Genomic DNA, 16,073 nt, shown 5'->3' with positions numbered 1-16,073 from the left:
AGCAGTGGACGGCTTTGCAGCACTGGGCGGTTTTACGGCAGCGGCGGCAGCGGCAAGGGAAGCCCCGGCAGCCCGTCGATGCTCCGCGCGATGTGCTCCTTCTTGCGGAAGTACGCGTCCAGGCTCTCGTCCGTCTCGCGCTCGAAGCGCGAGCGGTGCAGCGGCCGGTCCTCGTCGTACGTCATGAACGGCACGCCGTAGCCGCAGGTGTCCCGGATCAGCTCGGCCGTCACGAGGATGATCGCGCGCAGGCCGTGCGCGGACCCGTCGATGTCCGGGAAATGCGCGAGCAGCTCGCCCCACCGCGGGTCGTCGCGGAAGACGGGCTCGCCCCTGCCGTGTACGCGCACGATGTTCGGCGGGCCCTCGAAGGCGCACCACATCAGCGTGATGCGGCCGTTCTCGCGCAGGTGGGCGATGGTCTCGGCGTTGCTGCCGGCGAAGTCGAGGTACCCGACGGTGTGCTCGTCGAGGACCGCGAACGAGCCCGTCATGCCCTTGGGTGAGAGGTTGACCGTGCCGTCCCCCGCGAGCGGTGCGGTCGCGGTGAAGAAGATCTTCTGCGCTTCGATGAACGTGCGCAGCCTGCCGTCGATGCGTTCATGAACCTTTCCCATACGGGCCAGTATCCGCCCGGTACAACGGAGTTGGGCGGCCGAGGTCTTTCGCTCCGGAAACGCCCGCCACCCGAGGCTCTCCAAAACCTCCCGGCCGTGGCAGAGTGTGCCGGACACCCGTCCGGGTGGCGGCAATGAGGCCGGCACATCCGGCGACGAGCCGGACGAGGAGGCAGCGGCATGGACCGGCGGATGCGGCCGGCGGACGCCCTACGGGCGCTGCTCGCGGTCTTCGTGCTCGTCGTCAGTGGGCTGACGCCCACGGCCGCGGCCGCCGCCACGGGCCCGTACGGGTGCGGTGTGGCGTACGAGGGCGGGGTGTCGTACGGCTCCCCGGGCCCGGCGGGCGCCCCGCGCGCGCACGACGGCTCCGCGCACCCCGCGGACCTGCACGCCGTCCTCCGTACCGGCGGCCGCACCGCGCCGGCCGAACAGCACGTGGCCCACCCGGCCCCGGGCCTCGGCCCGGCCGACCGCCACGCACCCCGGCCACCCGCCTTGTCCCGGCTTCCCGTGTGCCGGGACACCACCGGCCGGCAGCAGTTCTCCGCGGGCCTCCGGCCGGCCCGCGCCCCGCCGCTCTCCAGCAGGTAACACGTCCCACCACGGCACCCCCGGCCCGGCCACCGGCCGCGGGGGCGTCCGCCGTGCTTCCCGCCGTGCCCGCACGCCCGCGCGTGCCGGCACGGATCTCCGCCGCGCCCGTACGCAACGCGTCGCGCGGCACCGCCTGCTGGAGGCCCCTTCCCATGAAACGCGCTTCGAGGCTGCGCGCGCTGCTCGCGCTCGCCGTCCTCGCCCTCTCGCTCTACCTCTCCCTCACCCAGTCCCCTCGCCTCGGACTCGACCTGCGCGGCGGCACCCAACTCGTCCTGGAGACCCGGGACTCGCCCACCACGAAGGCCGACCGCGCGGCCACGGAACGCACCCTCGAAGTACTGCGCCGCCGCGTCGACGGCCTCGGCGTCTCCGAACCGAACCTCGCCCGCTCCGGCGAGAACCGCATCGTCGTCGAACTGCCCGGCGTACAAGACCCCCGCGAGGCCGCCGAAGTCCTCGGCCGCACCGCCCAGCTCGCCTTCCACCCCGTGCTCGGCGCGGACCCGCAGGGCCCCGGCAACCCCGGACCCAAGGACAAGCGCACCCTGCGCGACGAATCCGGACAGCCGCTGCGCGTCGGCCCGGCCGCGCTCACCGGTGAACAGGTCGACGGCGCCGAGGCCGGCTTCGACGCCGAACGCGGCAGCGGCTGGTACGTCTCCGTCGACCTGCGCGGCAGCGGCGAACAGAAGTGGGCGAAGCTCACCGGCGACGCCGCCTGCAAGCCGTTGGGCGACCCGGCCCGCCGCGCCGCCATCGTCCTGGACGACAAGGTCATCTCCTCGCCGCAGGTGAACGAGTCGGTGGCCTGCGGCACCGGCATCACCGGCGGCGCCACCCAGATCACCGGCAACTTCACCCAGCAGGAGGCCCAGGACCTCGCGCTGCTCATCAAGGGCGGCGCGCTGCCCGTACCGGTCGAGCTGATCGAGCAGCGGACCGTCGGGCCGACACTGGGCGCCGACGCCATCGAGGCCAGCGCCGAGGCCGCGGTCATCGGCATCACCCTCACCGCGCTCTTCATCACCGTCGTCTACCGGCTGCTCGGCGGCCTCGCTGCGCTGGCCCTGGCCTGTTACGCGCTGATCTCCTACGCCGCGCTGCTCGCGCTCGGCGCCACCCTCACTCTCCCGGGCCTGGCCGGCTTCGTGCTGGCCATCGGGATGGCGGTGGACGCCAACGTCCTCGTCTTCGAACGCGCCAGGGAGGAGTACGCGGCCGGGCGCAAGAAGAAGCGGCGCGGCGGCGCGGCCAACGGCGCGCGGACGGACGTCCGCACCGCCCTGACCGCCGGCTTCCGCAACGCCTTCAGCGCCGTCGCGGACTCCAACATCACCACCCTGCTCGCCGCCGGACTGCTGTTCTTCTTCGCCTCCGGGCCGGTCCGCGGCTTCGGCGTCACCCTCTCCATCGGCGTCCTCGCCTCGATGATCAGCGCCCTGGTCGTCACCCGGGTCCTCGCCGAATTCGCCCTCGCCCGGGACCTCGTACGGGCGACGCCGCGTCTCACCGGACTGGCCGACGAGGGCCGGGTCCGCACCTGGCTCGCCCGCCGCGGCCACGACCTGATGCGCCACCGGCGCCGCTGGCTCGCCGCCTCCGCGCTCGTCCTCGCCCTGGCCGCGGGCGGGATCGGGCTGCGCGGCCTGGACTTCGGCGTGGAGTTCACCGGCGGCCGGATGGTCGAGTACGCCACCGCCACCGAGGTGGAACCCGGCGCGGCCCGCAAGGCGCTCGCCGACGCCGGCTTCCCGCGCGCCGTGGTCAACTCCTCGGGCGACGGCGACCTCACCGTACGCACCGAGAAGCTGACCGCCGCGCAGGAGAGCGAGGTCCGCGAGACCGTCGCCGGACTGGGCGGCAGGACCGAGAAGGTACGGGACGAACTGATCGGCCCGAGCCTCGGCGACGAACTGCGCCGCAACGCCCTCATCGCCCTCGGCGTGGCGCTCCTCGCCCAGCTCGCCTACCTGGCCGCCCGCTTCCGCTGGACCTTCGGGGTCTCGGCGGTCGCCGCGATGGCCCACGACGTGCTGATCCTGGTCGGCGTCTTCGCCTGGCTGGGCAAGCCCGTGGACGGGGTGTTCCTGGCGGCGCTGCTCACCGTCATCGGGTACTCCGTCAACGACTCCGTCGTGGTCTTCGACCGGGTGCGCGAGCTGTGGGGCGCAAACCGCAAGGCGCCGTTCGACCGGATCGCCAACTCCGCGATCCTGCAGACCCTGCCGCGCACGGTGAACACCGGCATCGGCGCCGTCCTGATCCTGGCCGCGCTGGCGTTCCTGGGCGGCGACACGCTCACCGACTTCGCGGTGGCGCTGCTGATCGGCATCGGCGTGGGCACGTACTCCTCGCTCTTCACGGCGATGCCGCTGGCGATCTCGCTGGAGGCACGCAGCACGGCGCCGCCGCCCCGGCCGGCCGGACGGGCCAAGTCGGCGCCGTCACCGACCGGGCCCCGGCGCCGGGCGGGGGCCCGGCGGGCCGGTGACTCAGGGGCGGTGGTCTGACGGGCCGGACAGCCGGGGGTGCGGGCCGTACGCGATACGGCCCGCGCTCCGGTCAGGCGCGGGGAGCCTTCGCCTTTGTCTCCGTCGCCGCCTTCTCCTCCGCCTCCAGCGCCGACACCGCCGTGGCTCCCGTGCCCGGCAGGCCGACGGGCGCCTCCGCCGGCGCCTCGGCGGCGGCCCCGCCCGGCCCCCACTTCCGGTACGCGCGCACCCCGTACGCCGCGAGCACCACCAGGAGCGTGACCGCGCTGGCCGCGAAGTCCATGCGGGTGGACGGCAGTACGGCCATCGTGACGATCACGACCGCCATCGCGGCCACCGTGAACCAGCTCAGGTACGGGTACCACCACATCTTCAGCTGCAGCGCGCCCGGGTCCTCGCGCTCCAGGCGGCGGCGCAGCCGCAGCTGGGAGAGGGCGACGAGCAGGTACACGAAGAGGGCCACCGCGCCGTAGGAGTGCACGATGAAGGAGAAGACCGCGTCCGGCGAGACATACGCGATGATCACCGAGACATAGCCGAGGGTCGTCGCGAGGAGGATCGCGCGGCGCGGCACGCCGCGCTTGCTGAGCTTGGTGAGGCCGCGCGGTGCGTCGCCATTCCTGGTGAGCGCGAAGACGATGCGGGAGGCGCTGTAGAGCCCGGCGTTCAGCGAGGAGAGCACGGCGACCAGCACGAGAATCCGCATCAGCGTGCCGGCGGCGGGAATACCGATCTCCTGGAGGGCTGCGACGTACGGGCCCTCGGCGACGTCCGGCTTGTTCCACGGCACGATCGCGATGACCAGGAAGATCGAGCCGACGTAGAAGAGGAGCACGCGCAGGACGACGGAGTTGGTGGCTTTGGCGACGTTGCGGCGCGGCTCGCTGGACTCCGAGGCGGCCAGCGCGGCGATCTCGGCGCCGGTGAAGAAGCCGACGGCCGGAATGACGGCGGCGAGCACCGGGCCGATGCCGTGCGGCGCGAATCCCTGGTGCGCGGTCAGGTTCGAGACGTCCGCCTCATGGGCGCCGGGCCACATCCCCAGGACGAATACCAGGCCGACGACGAGAAATACGGTGATGGCGGCGACCTTGATGGAGGAGAACCAGTACTCGAACTCCCCGAAGGACTTCACCGAGAACATGTTGACCGCGGTGAGGATGACCATCAGGCAGAGGCTGATGACCCACAGCGGAATACCGGGCAGCCAGACGTGCAGCTGGCTCGCGCCGGCCACGGCTTCCAGCGCGACGACATTCACCCAGAAATACCAGTAGAGCCAGCCGATGGTGAATCCGCCCCAATTGCCCAGGGCGAGGCGGGCGTACGCGTAGAAGGAACCCACCGAGGGGCGGGCCACCGCCATTTCGCCCAGCATTCGCATCACGAGGATGACCAGCCCGCCGGCCAGCAGGAACGAGATGATGGCGGCCGGCCCGGCGTCCTCGATGACCACGCCGCTGCCGACGAAGAGTCCCGCGCCGATGACTCCGCCGAGGGCGATGAGCCGCATATGGCGCTGTTTGAGTTCGCCGCGCAGGCCGGCCCCTTCGACGGCTTCCTTGTTATTCTCTCCCACGGGTTCCCCATTTCGTTGGGTAATCGGCATTGCCCGGGATGATGGCCGTCCGGTGAACTCCTGAGAAAGCGCCAGAAAGCAGCGATATCGCGGTACCAGAGAGAGCCTAATACGCGGACGTTAAGTGGGTGTTGCACACTTATTGCACGATGATCGTTTCCGGGCGCGGCACGTCTCGGGTGCGCCAGGATTTCGGGTACGTCGAGAGGGGCTCGAGTGCGCCCAGGTTTCGGCTACGCCAAGGAAGGCGGGCGTGTCCGCACCGCCTCCCTTGGGTAACCCCCTGCTGGGGGGACGGGGGTGTTCGAGCCGCCCCGTATACGCAGCGGCTTCGGGGGCATGGCTTGATCCGGGGCGTGGCTTGAGGCGTGGCGTGGCTTGAGGAGTGGCGTCGGGGGAGCGAGCGTGTCCGCGCCGGCTCCGCTGGGTAACCCCCCGGTGGGGGGACGGGCTTGTTCGAGCCGCCACGTATGTGCAGCGCCGGCGTCAGCCAGGGCCGCCCGCCGCCCGCCGCCGCCCGGCGCCCGCCCGGCGCGCGGCCGCCCGCCGCCCGGCCGCCTCAGCCCAGCACGCTCCTCTGTACGTCCGCGATCATCACGTCCACGCCCGACAGCAGTTCGCCCAGTACCTCGCGGTCGGCCACCAGCGGCGGCGAGATCATCAGCATCGTCGCGCCCCGGTCGTCGGGGCGCAGGATGACGCCGGTGCGCTTGAAGGCGGTCGGCAGCACCTCGCGCAGCACCTTCGTCGACTCCTCCTCGGTCAGCTCGCGGCCGGTCTCGCTGTCGGCCATCAGCTCCACCGCGTAGAAGAAGCCCATGCCGCGCACGTCCTTCACGACGCGGTAGCGGTCCTTGAGGCTCTCCAGCCCGGCCCGCAGCTCGGGGCCGAGGGTGCGGACGTTGCCGAGGACGTTCTCGTCCCGCATGGCGGTGATGTTGGCGACCGCGACCGCGGTGGAGACCGGGTGGCCGCCCCAGGTCGCGCCGTGCGTGAACGTACCGCCCTTCGGCGACTCGAACAGGCCGCGCACCAGCGGCTCCCGGGCGATCATGCCGCCCAGCGGCGCGTACCCGGACGTGGACCCCTTGGCGAAGGTGATCATGTCCGGTACGACCCCGAAGTACCCGCTGCCGAACCATTCGCCGAGCCGCCCGAAGGAGCAGATGACCTCGTCGGCGACGAGCAGCACGCCGTACTTGTCGCAGATGCGGCGCAGCTCGCGCCAGTACCCGTCCGGCGGGACCAGCGCGCCCCGCCCGTTCTGCACCGGCTCCGCGAAGACCGCGGCGACCGTCTCCGGGCCCTCCTCGACGATGGCCTGCTCGATGGCGCGTACGCAGTCCAGCTGGTCCGCCGGGCCGCAATCGCCCGTGAAACCAAGGGTGTTGGGGACGTGGCGGATACCCGGCAACAACGGCAGGAAGGGGTCGCGGATCTTCGGAAGGCCCGTCACCGACAACGCGCCGAGCGTGACGCCGTGGTACGCCATGCTGCGGCTGATGATCTTCGTACGCTCCGTCGCGCCCTGGCTCTTGTGGTACTGCCGGGCGAATTTGATGGCCGTCTCCACGGCCTCCGAACCGGAGTTGACGAACCAGGTGACGCTCAGGTCGCCGGGCGCCAGGTCGGCTATCAGGCTCGCCGCCTCGACGGCCGGCGGGTGCGCCGCGCCCCAGTTCGTGGCGTACGGCAGCGTCTCCATCTGCTTCGTGGCGGCGGTCACGATGTCGCCGCGGCCGTGGCCCATGTTGACGCAGAACAGCCCGGCCAGGCCGTCGAGGAAGCGGCGGCCCCGCTCGTCGTAGAGGTGGCAGCCCTCGCTGCGGACGAAGACCGGCAGGCCCTCGTCCTGCCAGACGTCGTGACGGGTGAAGTGCTGGCCGAGGTGGGCCTGCGCCTTGGCGCGGAGGGAGGAGTCGGTGCTCACGGTGATCCTTCCGGAGGGGGAGCGGGTGGGGCGGAGGTGCGGGAGGCGGCGGGCCGGCGGCCGGCGCCGCCGTCCGGGCCCGCGCCGTGGTGGGGCGGGCGGGCCCGGCGCGCGTCTCAGACGAGGACCTCGTCGACGTCGACGTACTTCAGGTCGTGCGCTTCGGCCACCGGCCGGTAGGTGAGCTGGCCGCCCACCACGTTGATGCCGCGCTTGACGGCGGGGTCGGCTTCGGCGGCGGCCGCGAGGCCGTTGTCTGCGATGGCCAGGACGTACGGCAGGGTCACGTTGGTCAGCGCGTACGTGGAGGTGTTCGGGACCGCGCCCGGCATGTTCGCGACGCAGTAGAAGACCGAGTCGTGGACCTGGTACGTCGGGTCGGCGTGCGTGGTCGGGCGGGAGTCCTCGAAGCAGCCGCCCTGGTCGATGGCGATGTCGACCAGGACCGAGCCCTCCTTCATCCGGGAGACCAGGTCGTTGCTGATCAGCTTGGGGGCGCGGGCGCCGGGCACCAGCACCGCGCCGATGACCAGATCGGCCTCCAGTACCGCCCGCTCCAGCTCGAAGGCGTTGGACGCGACGGTCCGGATCCGGCCCTGGTACATCCGGTCGGCGGCGCGCAGCTTCTCGATGTTCAGGTCGAGCAGCGTGACGTCGGCCCACATGCCGGTGGCCACGGCCACCGCGTTCATGCCGGATACGCCGGCGCCGACGACCACGACCTTGGCCGGGGAGGTGCCGGAGACGCCGCCCATCAGGACGCCGCGGCCGCCTGCCGCACGCATCAGGTGGTACGCGCCGACCTGCGGCGCGAGCCGGCCCGCGACCTCCGACATCGGGAACAGCAGCGGCAGCGAGCCGTCGGCGGGCTGCACCGTCTCGTATGCGACGCCGGTGATCCCGGACTCCAGCATCGCCTGCGTGCACTCCTTGGAGGCCGCGAGGTGCAGATACGTGAAGAGCAGCTGCCCCTCGCGCATGCGGTGATACTCCTCGGCGATCGGCTCCTTGACCTTGAGGATCATGTCGGCGGTGGCCCAGACCTGATCGGCGTCCCGCAGGAGGGTGGCACCGGCCGCTGCGTATTCGGCGTCCGGGATCGAGGAGCCGGTGCCGGCGCCCTCCTCGATGTACACGGAGTGGCCGTGGCGGACCAGCTCGTGGACGCCCGAGGGGGTGATGGCCACCCGGTACTCGTGGTTCTTGATCTCGCGCGGGATTCCGATCTTCACGAAGAACTCCCATCGGTAGGGGCGGGCGCGGGCAGGGCGCCCGGTGACATGCGGTGTCCGGGGCGGCGGCGCTCCGTCGTGCTGCGTGGTGGCATTCGTGCTGCCGTGATGCGTTGTGGCGCTAGCGTGCGGGGCCAACTGGTCCGGGGGTAAGCGCCAGTTCTCCGGCTTCTGATGGGTCCAGGGCCGGGAGCCCCGAAACCGACCGGGCCGGGCAATTTCTCCTGTCCGGCCTCTTGGGCGGGGGCTCGGACGCGGTTACGATCCCGTCAGCTGGCACCCCACGACAAGGCGAATCCGGTCAATCCGATGGGGGCAGTGCCGCCTCCTCATGCCGGCCCTCCCCGCCCGCCCGCACGCGTCGGTGCAGCACGTCCCCCGCCGTCCGCTATCGCAGGAGGCAGGCATTCCACGCACACTGATCGAGATCGACCGGGACTCCGCCGAGCCGCTGTACCGACAGATCCGCAAGGCCATCGAGCACGGCATAGCCGTCGGCACCATCGACGCCAGCAACCGGCTGCCCTCGTCCCGCGAACTGGCCCGTGAGCTGGGCCTTTCCCGGAACACCGTGAACGCCGCCTACCAGGAGCTGGTCGCCGAGGGCTTCGTCGAGAGCCGGGTGCGACAGGGCATCTTCGTCAACCGCGACATGCGGCCGTACTGCGCGGCCGAACAGCGCCCCGCGCACGAGCCCTTCGACTGGAGCTCACGGCTGCGCGGCCACCCCGAGGACACCCTCCCGCACATCGAGAAGCGCGCCGACTGGGCGGAGTATCCGTACCCCTTCCTCGCCGGCCAGGTGGACCTGCGGGCCTTCCCCGCCCGTGACTGGTCCCGCGCGCTCAACGAGGCGCTCTACCAGCCGCACGCCCGCTACAGCCTCCAGGACAGCATCGCCTTCGACGACCCGCTGCTGGTCGAGATGGTCTGCAGCCGCCTCCTCCCGGCCCGCGGCGTCGAGGCCACCCCCGAGGAGGTCCTGGTCACCGTCGGCTCCCAGCAGGGCCTGGACCTGCTCACCCGCGCCCTCCTCGGCACCGGCTCCGTCGTCGCCGTCGAGGACCCCGGCTATCTCGACGCCCGACACATCTTCGTCCGCGCCGGCGCCCGCCTGATGCCGCTCCCCGTCACCGCCGCCGGGCTCACCCCGCCGCCCACCCTCGCCGGCGTCGACCTGCTGCACGTCACCCCCAGTCACCACCACCCCACCAATGTCACGCTCGGCATCGGCCGCCGCCGCGAACTGCTCTCCCTCGTCCGCGAGAGCGGCACGGTCATCGTCGAGGACGACTACGACAGCGAATTCCGCTACCAGGGCAGCCCGACCCCCGCCCTGAAGGGCCTGGACACCACCGACCAGGTCGTCTACCTCGGTACCTTCTCCAAGTTCCTGGCCCCCGGCCTCCGCCTGGGCTACCTCGTCGGCGCCAAGGAACTCGTCCGCGAACTCCGCGACCTGCGCCGCTACTCGGTCCGCCACCCCTCCGGCCACACCCAGCGCGCACTGGCCCTCCTGATCCAGTCCGGCGAGTACCACCGCGCCGTCCGCCGCTACCGAGGCCAGCTCATGCGCAAGTGGGAAGCGGCCTGCACGGCGGTCAACACGTACCTGCCGTGGCACACGACGCCCTCTCCGGGCGGGGTGAGTCTGTGGATGAGCGGCCCGGAGCAGCTCGACTGCCGGCGGCTGGTGGAGCGCGCGCAGCGGCACGGCGTCCTCATCGAGCGCGGCGACATCTACCACCTCGGCGACGAGCCGCCCCTGAACAACTTCCGCATCGGCTTCGCCGCGCCGCCGCTGCACGCCATCGACCCGGGCATCCGGATCCTCGGCCGCCTGGTGGAGCGCCAGCTGGCGGGCCAGTAGCGCCGGCTAGCGGGCCAGTAGCCCCAGCACCTCGCGGAAGATCCCGTTTCCGGTATCGGCCGCGAGGTCCAGGATGCGGGAGTGGCGGTAGTACGGGCTCAGGTCCAGGCCGACGCCGATGCCGTGGATCTCCGTTGCAGTGCTCTGGCGGGTGATCACGTCGCGGAGGTGGTGGTCGAGGTAGTGGCGGTCGTTGGCGAGGTTGGTGGCGGTGTCCATGGGGCTGCCGTCGGAGATGACGAGGAGGAGTCTGCGGCCTTCCGGGCGGGCGGCGGCTCGGGTGCAGGCCCAGTCCACGGCCTCGCCGTCGATGCCCTCGCGGAAGAGGTCGGGCTTGAGGAGGGCCGCGATGTCGCGGCGGGCGCGGCGCCAGGGGGTGGCCGCGTCCTTGAAGACCAGGTGGGAGCGTTCGTTGAGGCGGCCGGGGTGGGGCGGGCGGCCCGCTCGGAGCCAGTCGCGGCGGGCCCGGCCGCCGTTCCAGGCGCCGGTGGTGAAGCCGAGGATCTCGCAGGCCGCGCCCGCCTGGTCCAGGGCGCGGGCGAAGACGTCGACCAGCATCGCCACGGACTCGGCGTGCGCCTTCATCGAGCCCGAGCAGTCGATGAGGAAGGTGACCAGCGCGTCGGCCACCGGAGCCGTGCGTTCGGTACGGAAGAGGCGCCGTTCGGTGGGGGAGGTGATCAGCCGCGGCAGCAGGCGCCCGTCGACGTACCCCGCCTCCTGGCCGCCGTCCCAGCCGTCCCGGGCCGGGGCGGCGAGCAGCAGCTGCAGCTCGCGGGCCAGCCGGGGCACGTTCACGCCCTGGTCGGCGATGCGCCGGTCCAGCCGGTCGCGGAAGTCCTTGAGGAGCTCGGGGCGTACGAGGGCGGCGGCGGGGCGCTCGCGGTCGTAGGCGGTGGTGAAGACGCGGTATCCGTCGGCGTCTTCGGTGAGGACCCGGCTCTCGCCGGAGCCCGCGGTGACGGTCTCCTCGACCGTCTCGGTGTCGAGTGCCAGCAGGGCCGCCACGTACCGGTCGTCCTGGTCGGCGTCCTCGCCCGTAGTGCCGTCGTCCGGGCCCTCCGCCGTGGCGAGCAGCTCCGCCACCGTACGGGCGAGCGACAGCGCGTACCGGGCGAAGGCCCGCTGGTCGGTGCGGTGCCGGCGGAGCCCGGCCAGATCGTGCCCGGTCAGCGGGGCGAGCGCGGCACGGGTGGCCTCGATGGGGTCCTCGGCGTGCGCGGGCACCGGCTCCGCCGTGATCCGGGCGCGGCACATGTGCGCGACGGTGAACAGCAGCAGCCCGCGTGCCGTCTCGGTCAGCCCGGACCGCCCGCACTCCGCGGACCAGCGTTCGAAGCGGTACCGCAGATTGGCGCGGACGCCGGGCAGCGAGTCCGGGACGGTGGCCTCCGTACGGAACTGTTCCAGCAGCTCGAAGACCAGGCGCGCCGCCGGATCGTCCGCAGGGCACAGCTCGGCGTGCAGGCGGGGGTCCGAGCCGCGCAGCCGCAGCGCCAGGCCGTCCGAGGCGCCGCGCAGGGAAGCGAAGTCGGAATCGTCCGGGGCAACGCGGGCGTGCGGGGCATGGAGAGGGAGCGGGCGGCTGTCGCGGTACGGGCGGCCGCCGCGGTAGTGCACATCGGGCCGCGCGCTCAGCGCCCGTACGGCCGCCGCGCACAGCTCCTCGGCCTGCTGCCGGTGGCGGACGGCGTGCTGCGGCCTCATGCCGCCGCCGACGCGTAGGACTCGGCGAGCTCGCGGCCGAAGCACCGCTGGAAGTACTCGGCGACCAGCGGCCGTTCGGCCTCGTCGCACTTGTTGAGGAAGGAGAGCCGGAAGGCGGGCGCCGGGTCGCCGAATATCTCGGTGTTCTCGGCCCAGGTGATGACCGTACGCGGCGACATCAGCGTCGAGAGGTCGCCGGCCCGGAAGCCCTGCCGGGTCAGCTCGGCGACCGCCACCATCGCGTCCACCGTTGCGCGCCCGCGCTCGTCCTCGAACGAGGGGACGCGCGAGCGGACGATCGCCGCCTCTTCCCGGGCGGGCAGGTAGTCGAGCGAGGCGACGATGTTCCAGCGGTCCATCTGGGCGTGATTGAGGCGCTGCGCCCCGTGGTAGAGGCCGTTGAGATTGCCCAGGCCGACGGTGTTGGCGGTGGCGAAGAGCCGGAACGCCGGGTGCGGGCGCAGCACCCGGTTCTGGTCCATGAGCGTCAGCCTGCCGTCGCGTTCGAGCATGCGCTGGAGGACGAACATGACGTCCGGGCGCCCGGCGTCGTACTCGTCCAGGATCAGCGCGACCGGCCGCTGCAGCGCCCAGGGCAGCACGCCCTCCTGGAACTCCGTCACCTGCTGCCCGTCGCGCAGCACCACCGCGTCCTTGCCGATCAGGTCCAGGCGGCTGAGGTGACCGTCCAGATTGACGCGTACGCAGGGCCAGTTGAGCCGCGCGGCCACCTGCTCGACATGGGTGGACTTTCCGGTGCCGTGCAGGCCCTGGACCAGCACGCGGCGGCCCCGCGCGAAGCCGGCGAGCAGGGCCAGCGTGACGTCGGGCTGGAAGCGGTACGCGGTGTCCACCTCGGGGACGTGCTCGGTGGGCTCACTGAACGCGGGGACCGTGAGGTGCGAGTCGATGCCGAAGACGTCCTTGACGGCGACGGTGGTGTCGGGCTCTGTCGTCATGTGCGGGAACTCCTCTGGTGAGACGCCTCTTGCGGTGGTCAGGACGCCGCGGCGTCCTCCGGCGTGCCCTCCGCCTCGATGCGGCCGATCGCCTCCGCGGCGCGCTGCAGCGCGGGCAGCAGCGACAGCGCCTTGTCCGCGGTCAGCCGCATGACCGGCGCCTGGACCGCGACGCACATGTTGGAGCGCCCGCCGCCCACGGCCGGTACCAGCACCGCGACGCACACCAGGCCCGGCAGGAACTCCTCGTCGTCCAGCGCGAAGCCGTCCCGGCGGATCCGCTTGAACTCCTCTTCGAGGGCGTCGAGATCGGTGATGGTGCTGGGCGTGTACTGCTTGAGCGGGGCGTGCGCGAGCAGCTTGCGGCGCTGGGCCGGGCTCATCTGGGACATGATCATCTTGCCGCTGGCGGAGCAGTGCGTGGGGACGCGCGAGCCGGGGCGGAGGTAGAACCGGAGCGGCTCGGGCGTCTCCACGCGGTCCAGATACACCACCTCGTTGCCGGAGAGCGTGGTGATGTTGCAGCTCTCGCCGAGCTCCTCGACGAGGCTGCGCAGCACGGTGTGGCGCGCCCCGTGGTGGGTGGCGTTGAGCAGCAGGTTCTCGGCGAGCCTGCGGAGCCGGTTGCCGGTGCCGTAGTGCCGCCCGTCGCTCTGCCGTACGAGCAGCCCGGCACTCTCCAGCTGCTGGAGCATGCGATGCAGCGTGGGCTTGGGCATCCCGGTCTCCTCGACCAGGCCCTGGAGTGAGACCAACTGGTCCTTGGCGGCGATCAGTTCGAGCAGGGAGAAGAGGCGCATGGTCGGCGTATCGCCGTTCACCGCGCCGGGATCGGGCTCGCGTGGCGGGATCACGGTACCTCCAGGGCTGTGCGTGTACCAGTCTCAATCCGGGTCGGATTCCAGAAACAAGCTATCACCGTCTCGTTTTCCTGAACGATCCGTTGACGGCGTCGATCGCCCCCTCTATGGTCCAGCCAGATCCTGATTTCAGGAACGCGGCGTACCGATTTCCGCAATTCTCAATGGCGGGCATGTCGAAGGAGTGGAACGATGAGCGAGAAGCAGACGGGTGACGGCCGTACCGTCGTCAGCGGGCAGCAGAAGATGACGCCCTCGGAGGCTTTCGTCGAGACCCTCGTGGCCAACGGGGTGACCGACATCTTCGGCATCATGGGCTCCGCGTTCATGGACGCCATGGACATCTTCGCGCCGGCCGGCATCCGCCTGGTCCCGGTGGTCCACGAGCAGGGCGCGGCCCACATGGCCGACGGATACGCCCGGGTCAGCGGCCGGCACGGCGTCGTCATCGGCCAGAACGGCCCCGGCATCAGCAACTGCGTCACCGCGATCGCCGCCGCGTACTGGGCGCACAGCCCGGTCGTGATGATCACCCCCGAGGCGGGGACCATGGGCACGGGCCTGGGCGGCTTCCAGGAGGCCAACCAGCTCCCGATGTTCCAGGAGTTCACCAAGTACCAGGCGCATGTGAACAACCCCAAGCGGATGGCCGAGTACACCGCGCGCGCCTTCGACCGGGCCCTCTCCGAGATCGGCCCGACCCAGCTGAACATCCCGCGCGACCACTTCTACGGCGAGATCGAGACCGAGATCCCCGCCCCGCAGCGGCTGGACCGCGGCCCCGGCGGCGAGAAGAGCCTGGCCGAGGCCGCCGAGCTGCTCGCCACCGCCGAATTCCCGGTGATCATCTCGGGTGGCGGTGTCGTGATGGCCGACGGCGTGGACGAGTGCAAGGCGCTCGCCGAGCGCCTCGGCGCGCCGGTCGTCAACAGCTACCAGCACAACGACAGCTTCCCCGCCAGCCACCCGCAGTGGTGCGGCCCGCTCGGTTACCAGGGCTCCAAGGCCGCGATGAAGCTCATCTCGCAGGCGGACGTGGTGATCGCGCTCGGTACCCGGCTCGGCCCCTTCGGCACCCTGCCGCAGCACGGCATGGACTACTGGCCCAAGAACGCGAAGATCATCCAGATCGACGCCGACCACAAGATGCTCGGCCTGGTCAAGAAGATCACCGTCGGCATCTGCGGCGACGCGAAGGCCGCGGCCGCGGCGCTGACCGACCGGCTGGCGGACCGCACCCTCGCCTGCGACGCCACCCGCGAGGAGCGTGCCGCGCGCACCAAGGCGGAGAAGGACGCGTGGGAGCAGGAGCTGTCCGAGTGGACCCACGAGAAGGACCCCTACTCCCTGGACATGATCGCCGAGCAGGAGCAGGAGGACGGCAACTGGCTGCACCCGCGCCAGGTCCTGCGCGAGCTGGAGAAGGCCATGCCGCCGCGGGTGATGGTCTCCACCGACATCGGCAACATCAACTCCGTCGCCCACAGCTACCTGCGCTTCGAGGAGCCGCGCTCCTTCTTCGCGCCGATGTCCTTCGGCAACTGTGGCTATGCCCTCCCCACCATCATCGGCGCGAAGGCCGCGGCGATGGACCGCCCGGCGATCGCGTACGCGGGTGACGGTGCGTGGGGCATGTCCATGGTCGAGATCATGACGGCCGTACGGCACGACATCCCGGTCACGGCCGTCGTCTTCCACAACCGCCAGTGGGGTGCCGAGAAGAAGAACCAGGTCGACTTCTACAACCGCCGGTTCGTCGCGGGCGAGCTGGAGAGCGAGTCCTTCGCCGGCATCGCGCAGGCGATGGGCGCCGAGGGCGTCGTCGTCGAGAAGCTGGAGGACGTCGGCCCGGCGCTGCAGCGGGCGGTGGACGCGCAGATGAACGACGGGAAGACCACCGTCATCGAGATCATGTGCACGCGTGAACTCGGTGACCCGTTCCGCCGTGACGCGCTGCAGAAGCCGGTCCGGTACCTGGAGAAGTACCAGGACTACGTCTGATCGGTTGCCCGACCGGTTGTCCGACCGGGCCCCTGCTCGTACGGGCCCGTGCCCGTACGGGGCCCCTGCTCGTACCGGCCGCATCCGGTACGGCCCGGCCGGGGGGGGGGGGGGGGGGGGGGGGGGCCCCCCCCGGCGGGGGGGGGGGGGGGGGGGGGGGCGGGGCGCCGGGGGGGGGGGGGGGGGCGCGCGGCGGGGGGGGGGGGGGGGCGCCGGCGCGGGCGCG

General features: G+C 71.7%; 11 protein-coding genes. 4 read left to right on the top strand and 7 right to left on the bottom strand.

Features of this window, described 5'->3' with window-relative positions; translation table 11 throughout:
• Nucleotides 1–32: 32 nt before the first annotated feature.
• Entirely contained in the window at nt 33–617 is a 585-nt protein-coding gene (locus ACIGXO_RS27990) for a pyridoxamine 5'-phosphate oxidase family protein (protein ID WP_399792293.1), read from the bottom strand.
• A gap of 180 nt (nt 618–797) precedes the next feature.
• Between ACIGXO_RS27990 and ACIGXO_RS27985 the strand changes: the two genes are divergently transcribed.
• Both ACIGXO_RS27985 and secD read left to right on the top strand, forming a co-directional pair.
• Entirely contained in the window at nt 798–1,211 is a 414-nt protein-coding gene (locus tag ACIGXO_RS27985) for a hypothetical protein (protein ID WP_399792291.1), read from the top strand.
• A 155-nt stretch (nt 1,212–1,366) separates the two neighbouring features.
• Nucleotides 1,367–3,727 (top strand): protein translocase subunit SecD, encoded by a 2,361-nt coding sequence (secD, locus tag ACIGXO_RS27980; protein WP_399792289.1) that lies wholly within the window; start codon nt 1,367–1,369, stop codon nt 3,725–3,727.
• Between the two features lie 52 nt (nt 3,728–3,779).
• Here the strand turns inward: secD and ACIGXO_RS27975 are convergent, their stop codons facing one another.
• The 3 genes from ACIGXO_RS27975 to ald form a co-directional block, all read right to left on the bottom strand.
• The gene (locus tag ACIGXO_RS27975; protein ID WP_399792287.1) at nt 3,780–5,318 is read right to left on the bottom strand and encodes an amino acid permease; all 1,539 of its coding nucleotides are present in this window, start codon (nt 5,316–5,318) and stop codon (nt 3,780–3,782) included.
• A 529-nt stretch (nt 5,319–5,847) separates the two neighbouring features.
• Complete coding sequence (locus ACIGXO_RS27970) at nt 5,848–7,218, bottom strand: aspartate aminotransferase family protein (RefSeq protein WP_399792285.1); 1,371 nt, start codon at nt 7,216–7,218, stop codon at nt 5,848–5,850.
• Nucleotides 7,219–7,334: 116 nt separating this feature from the next.
• Complete coding sequence (ald, locus tag ACIGXO_RS27965) at nt 7,335–8,450, bottom strand: alanine dehydrogenase (protein ID WP_399792283.1); 1,116 nt, start codon at nt 8,448–8,450, stop codon at nt 7,335–7,337.
• Nucleotides 8,451–8,781: 331 nt separating this feature from the next.
• On the opposite strand from ald, the gene ACIGXO_RS27960 reads away from it, so the two are divergent.
• Nucleotides 8,782–10,320 (top strand): PLP-dependent aminotransferase family protein, encoded by a 1,539-nt coding sequence (locus tag ACIGXO_RS27960; RefSeq protein ID WP_399792281.1) that lies wholly within the window; start codon nt 8,782–8,784, stop codon nt 10,318–10,320.
• 6 nt (nt 10,321–10,326) lie between these two features.
• On the opposite strand, the gene ACIGXO_RS27955 is transcribed toward ACIGXO_RS27960, so the two are convergent.
• Genes ACIGXO_RS27955 through ACIGXO_RS27945 form a run of 3 tightly spaced genes read right to left on the bottom strand, consistent with a single transcriptional unit; the run spans nt 10,327 to nt 13,840 of the window.
• Nucleotides 10,327–12,027 (bottom strand): cobalt chelatase, encoded by a 1,701-nt coding sequence (locus ACIGXO_RS27955; RefSeq protein WP_399792279.1) that lies wholly within the window; start codon nt 12,025–12,027, stop codon nt 10,327–10,329.
• The gene (locus ACIGXO_RS27950) at nt 12,024–12,986 is read right to left on the bottom strand and encodes an AAA family ATPase (RefSeq protein WP_399792277.1); all 963 of its coding nucleotides are present in this window, start codon (nt 12,984–12,986) and stop codon (nt 12,024–12,026) included. The genes ACIGXO_RS27955 and ACIGXO_RS27950 overlap by 4 nt, the downstream gene beginning before the upstream one ends.
• A 38-nt stretch (nt 12,987–13,024) precedes the next feature.
• On the bottom strand, nt 13,025–13,840 hold the full coding sequence (locus tag ACIGXO_RS27945; protein WP_399792275.1) for an IclR family transcriptional regulator: 816 nt from the start codon (nt 13,838–13,840) through the stop codon (nt 13,025–13,027).
• A gap of 198 nt (nt 13,841–14,038) precedes the next feature.
• On the opposite strand from ACIGXO_RS27945, the gene xsc reads away from it, so the two are divergent.
• A complete protein-coding gene (xsc, locus tag ACIGXO_RS27940; protein WP_399792273.1) occupies nt 14,039–15,847 on the top strand; it encodes a sulfoacetaldehyde acetyltransferase in 1,809 nt (602 codons plus the stop codon).
• The last annotated feature ends 226 nt before the right edge of the window (nt 15,848–16,073 follow it).

This window comes from Streptomyces sp. NPDC053542 (assembly GCF_044544685.1).
Taxonomy (GTDB): domain Bacteria; phylum Actinomycetota; class Actinomycetes; order Streptomycetales; family Streptomycetaceae; genus Streptomyces.
Note: the sequence above shows the minus strand (reverse complement) of the source record. Positions and strands in the feature narration are given on the sequence as shown.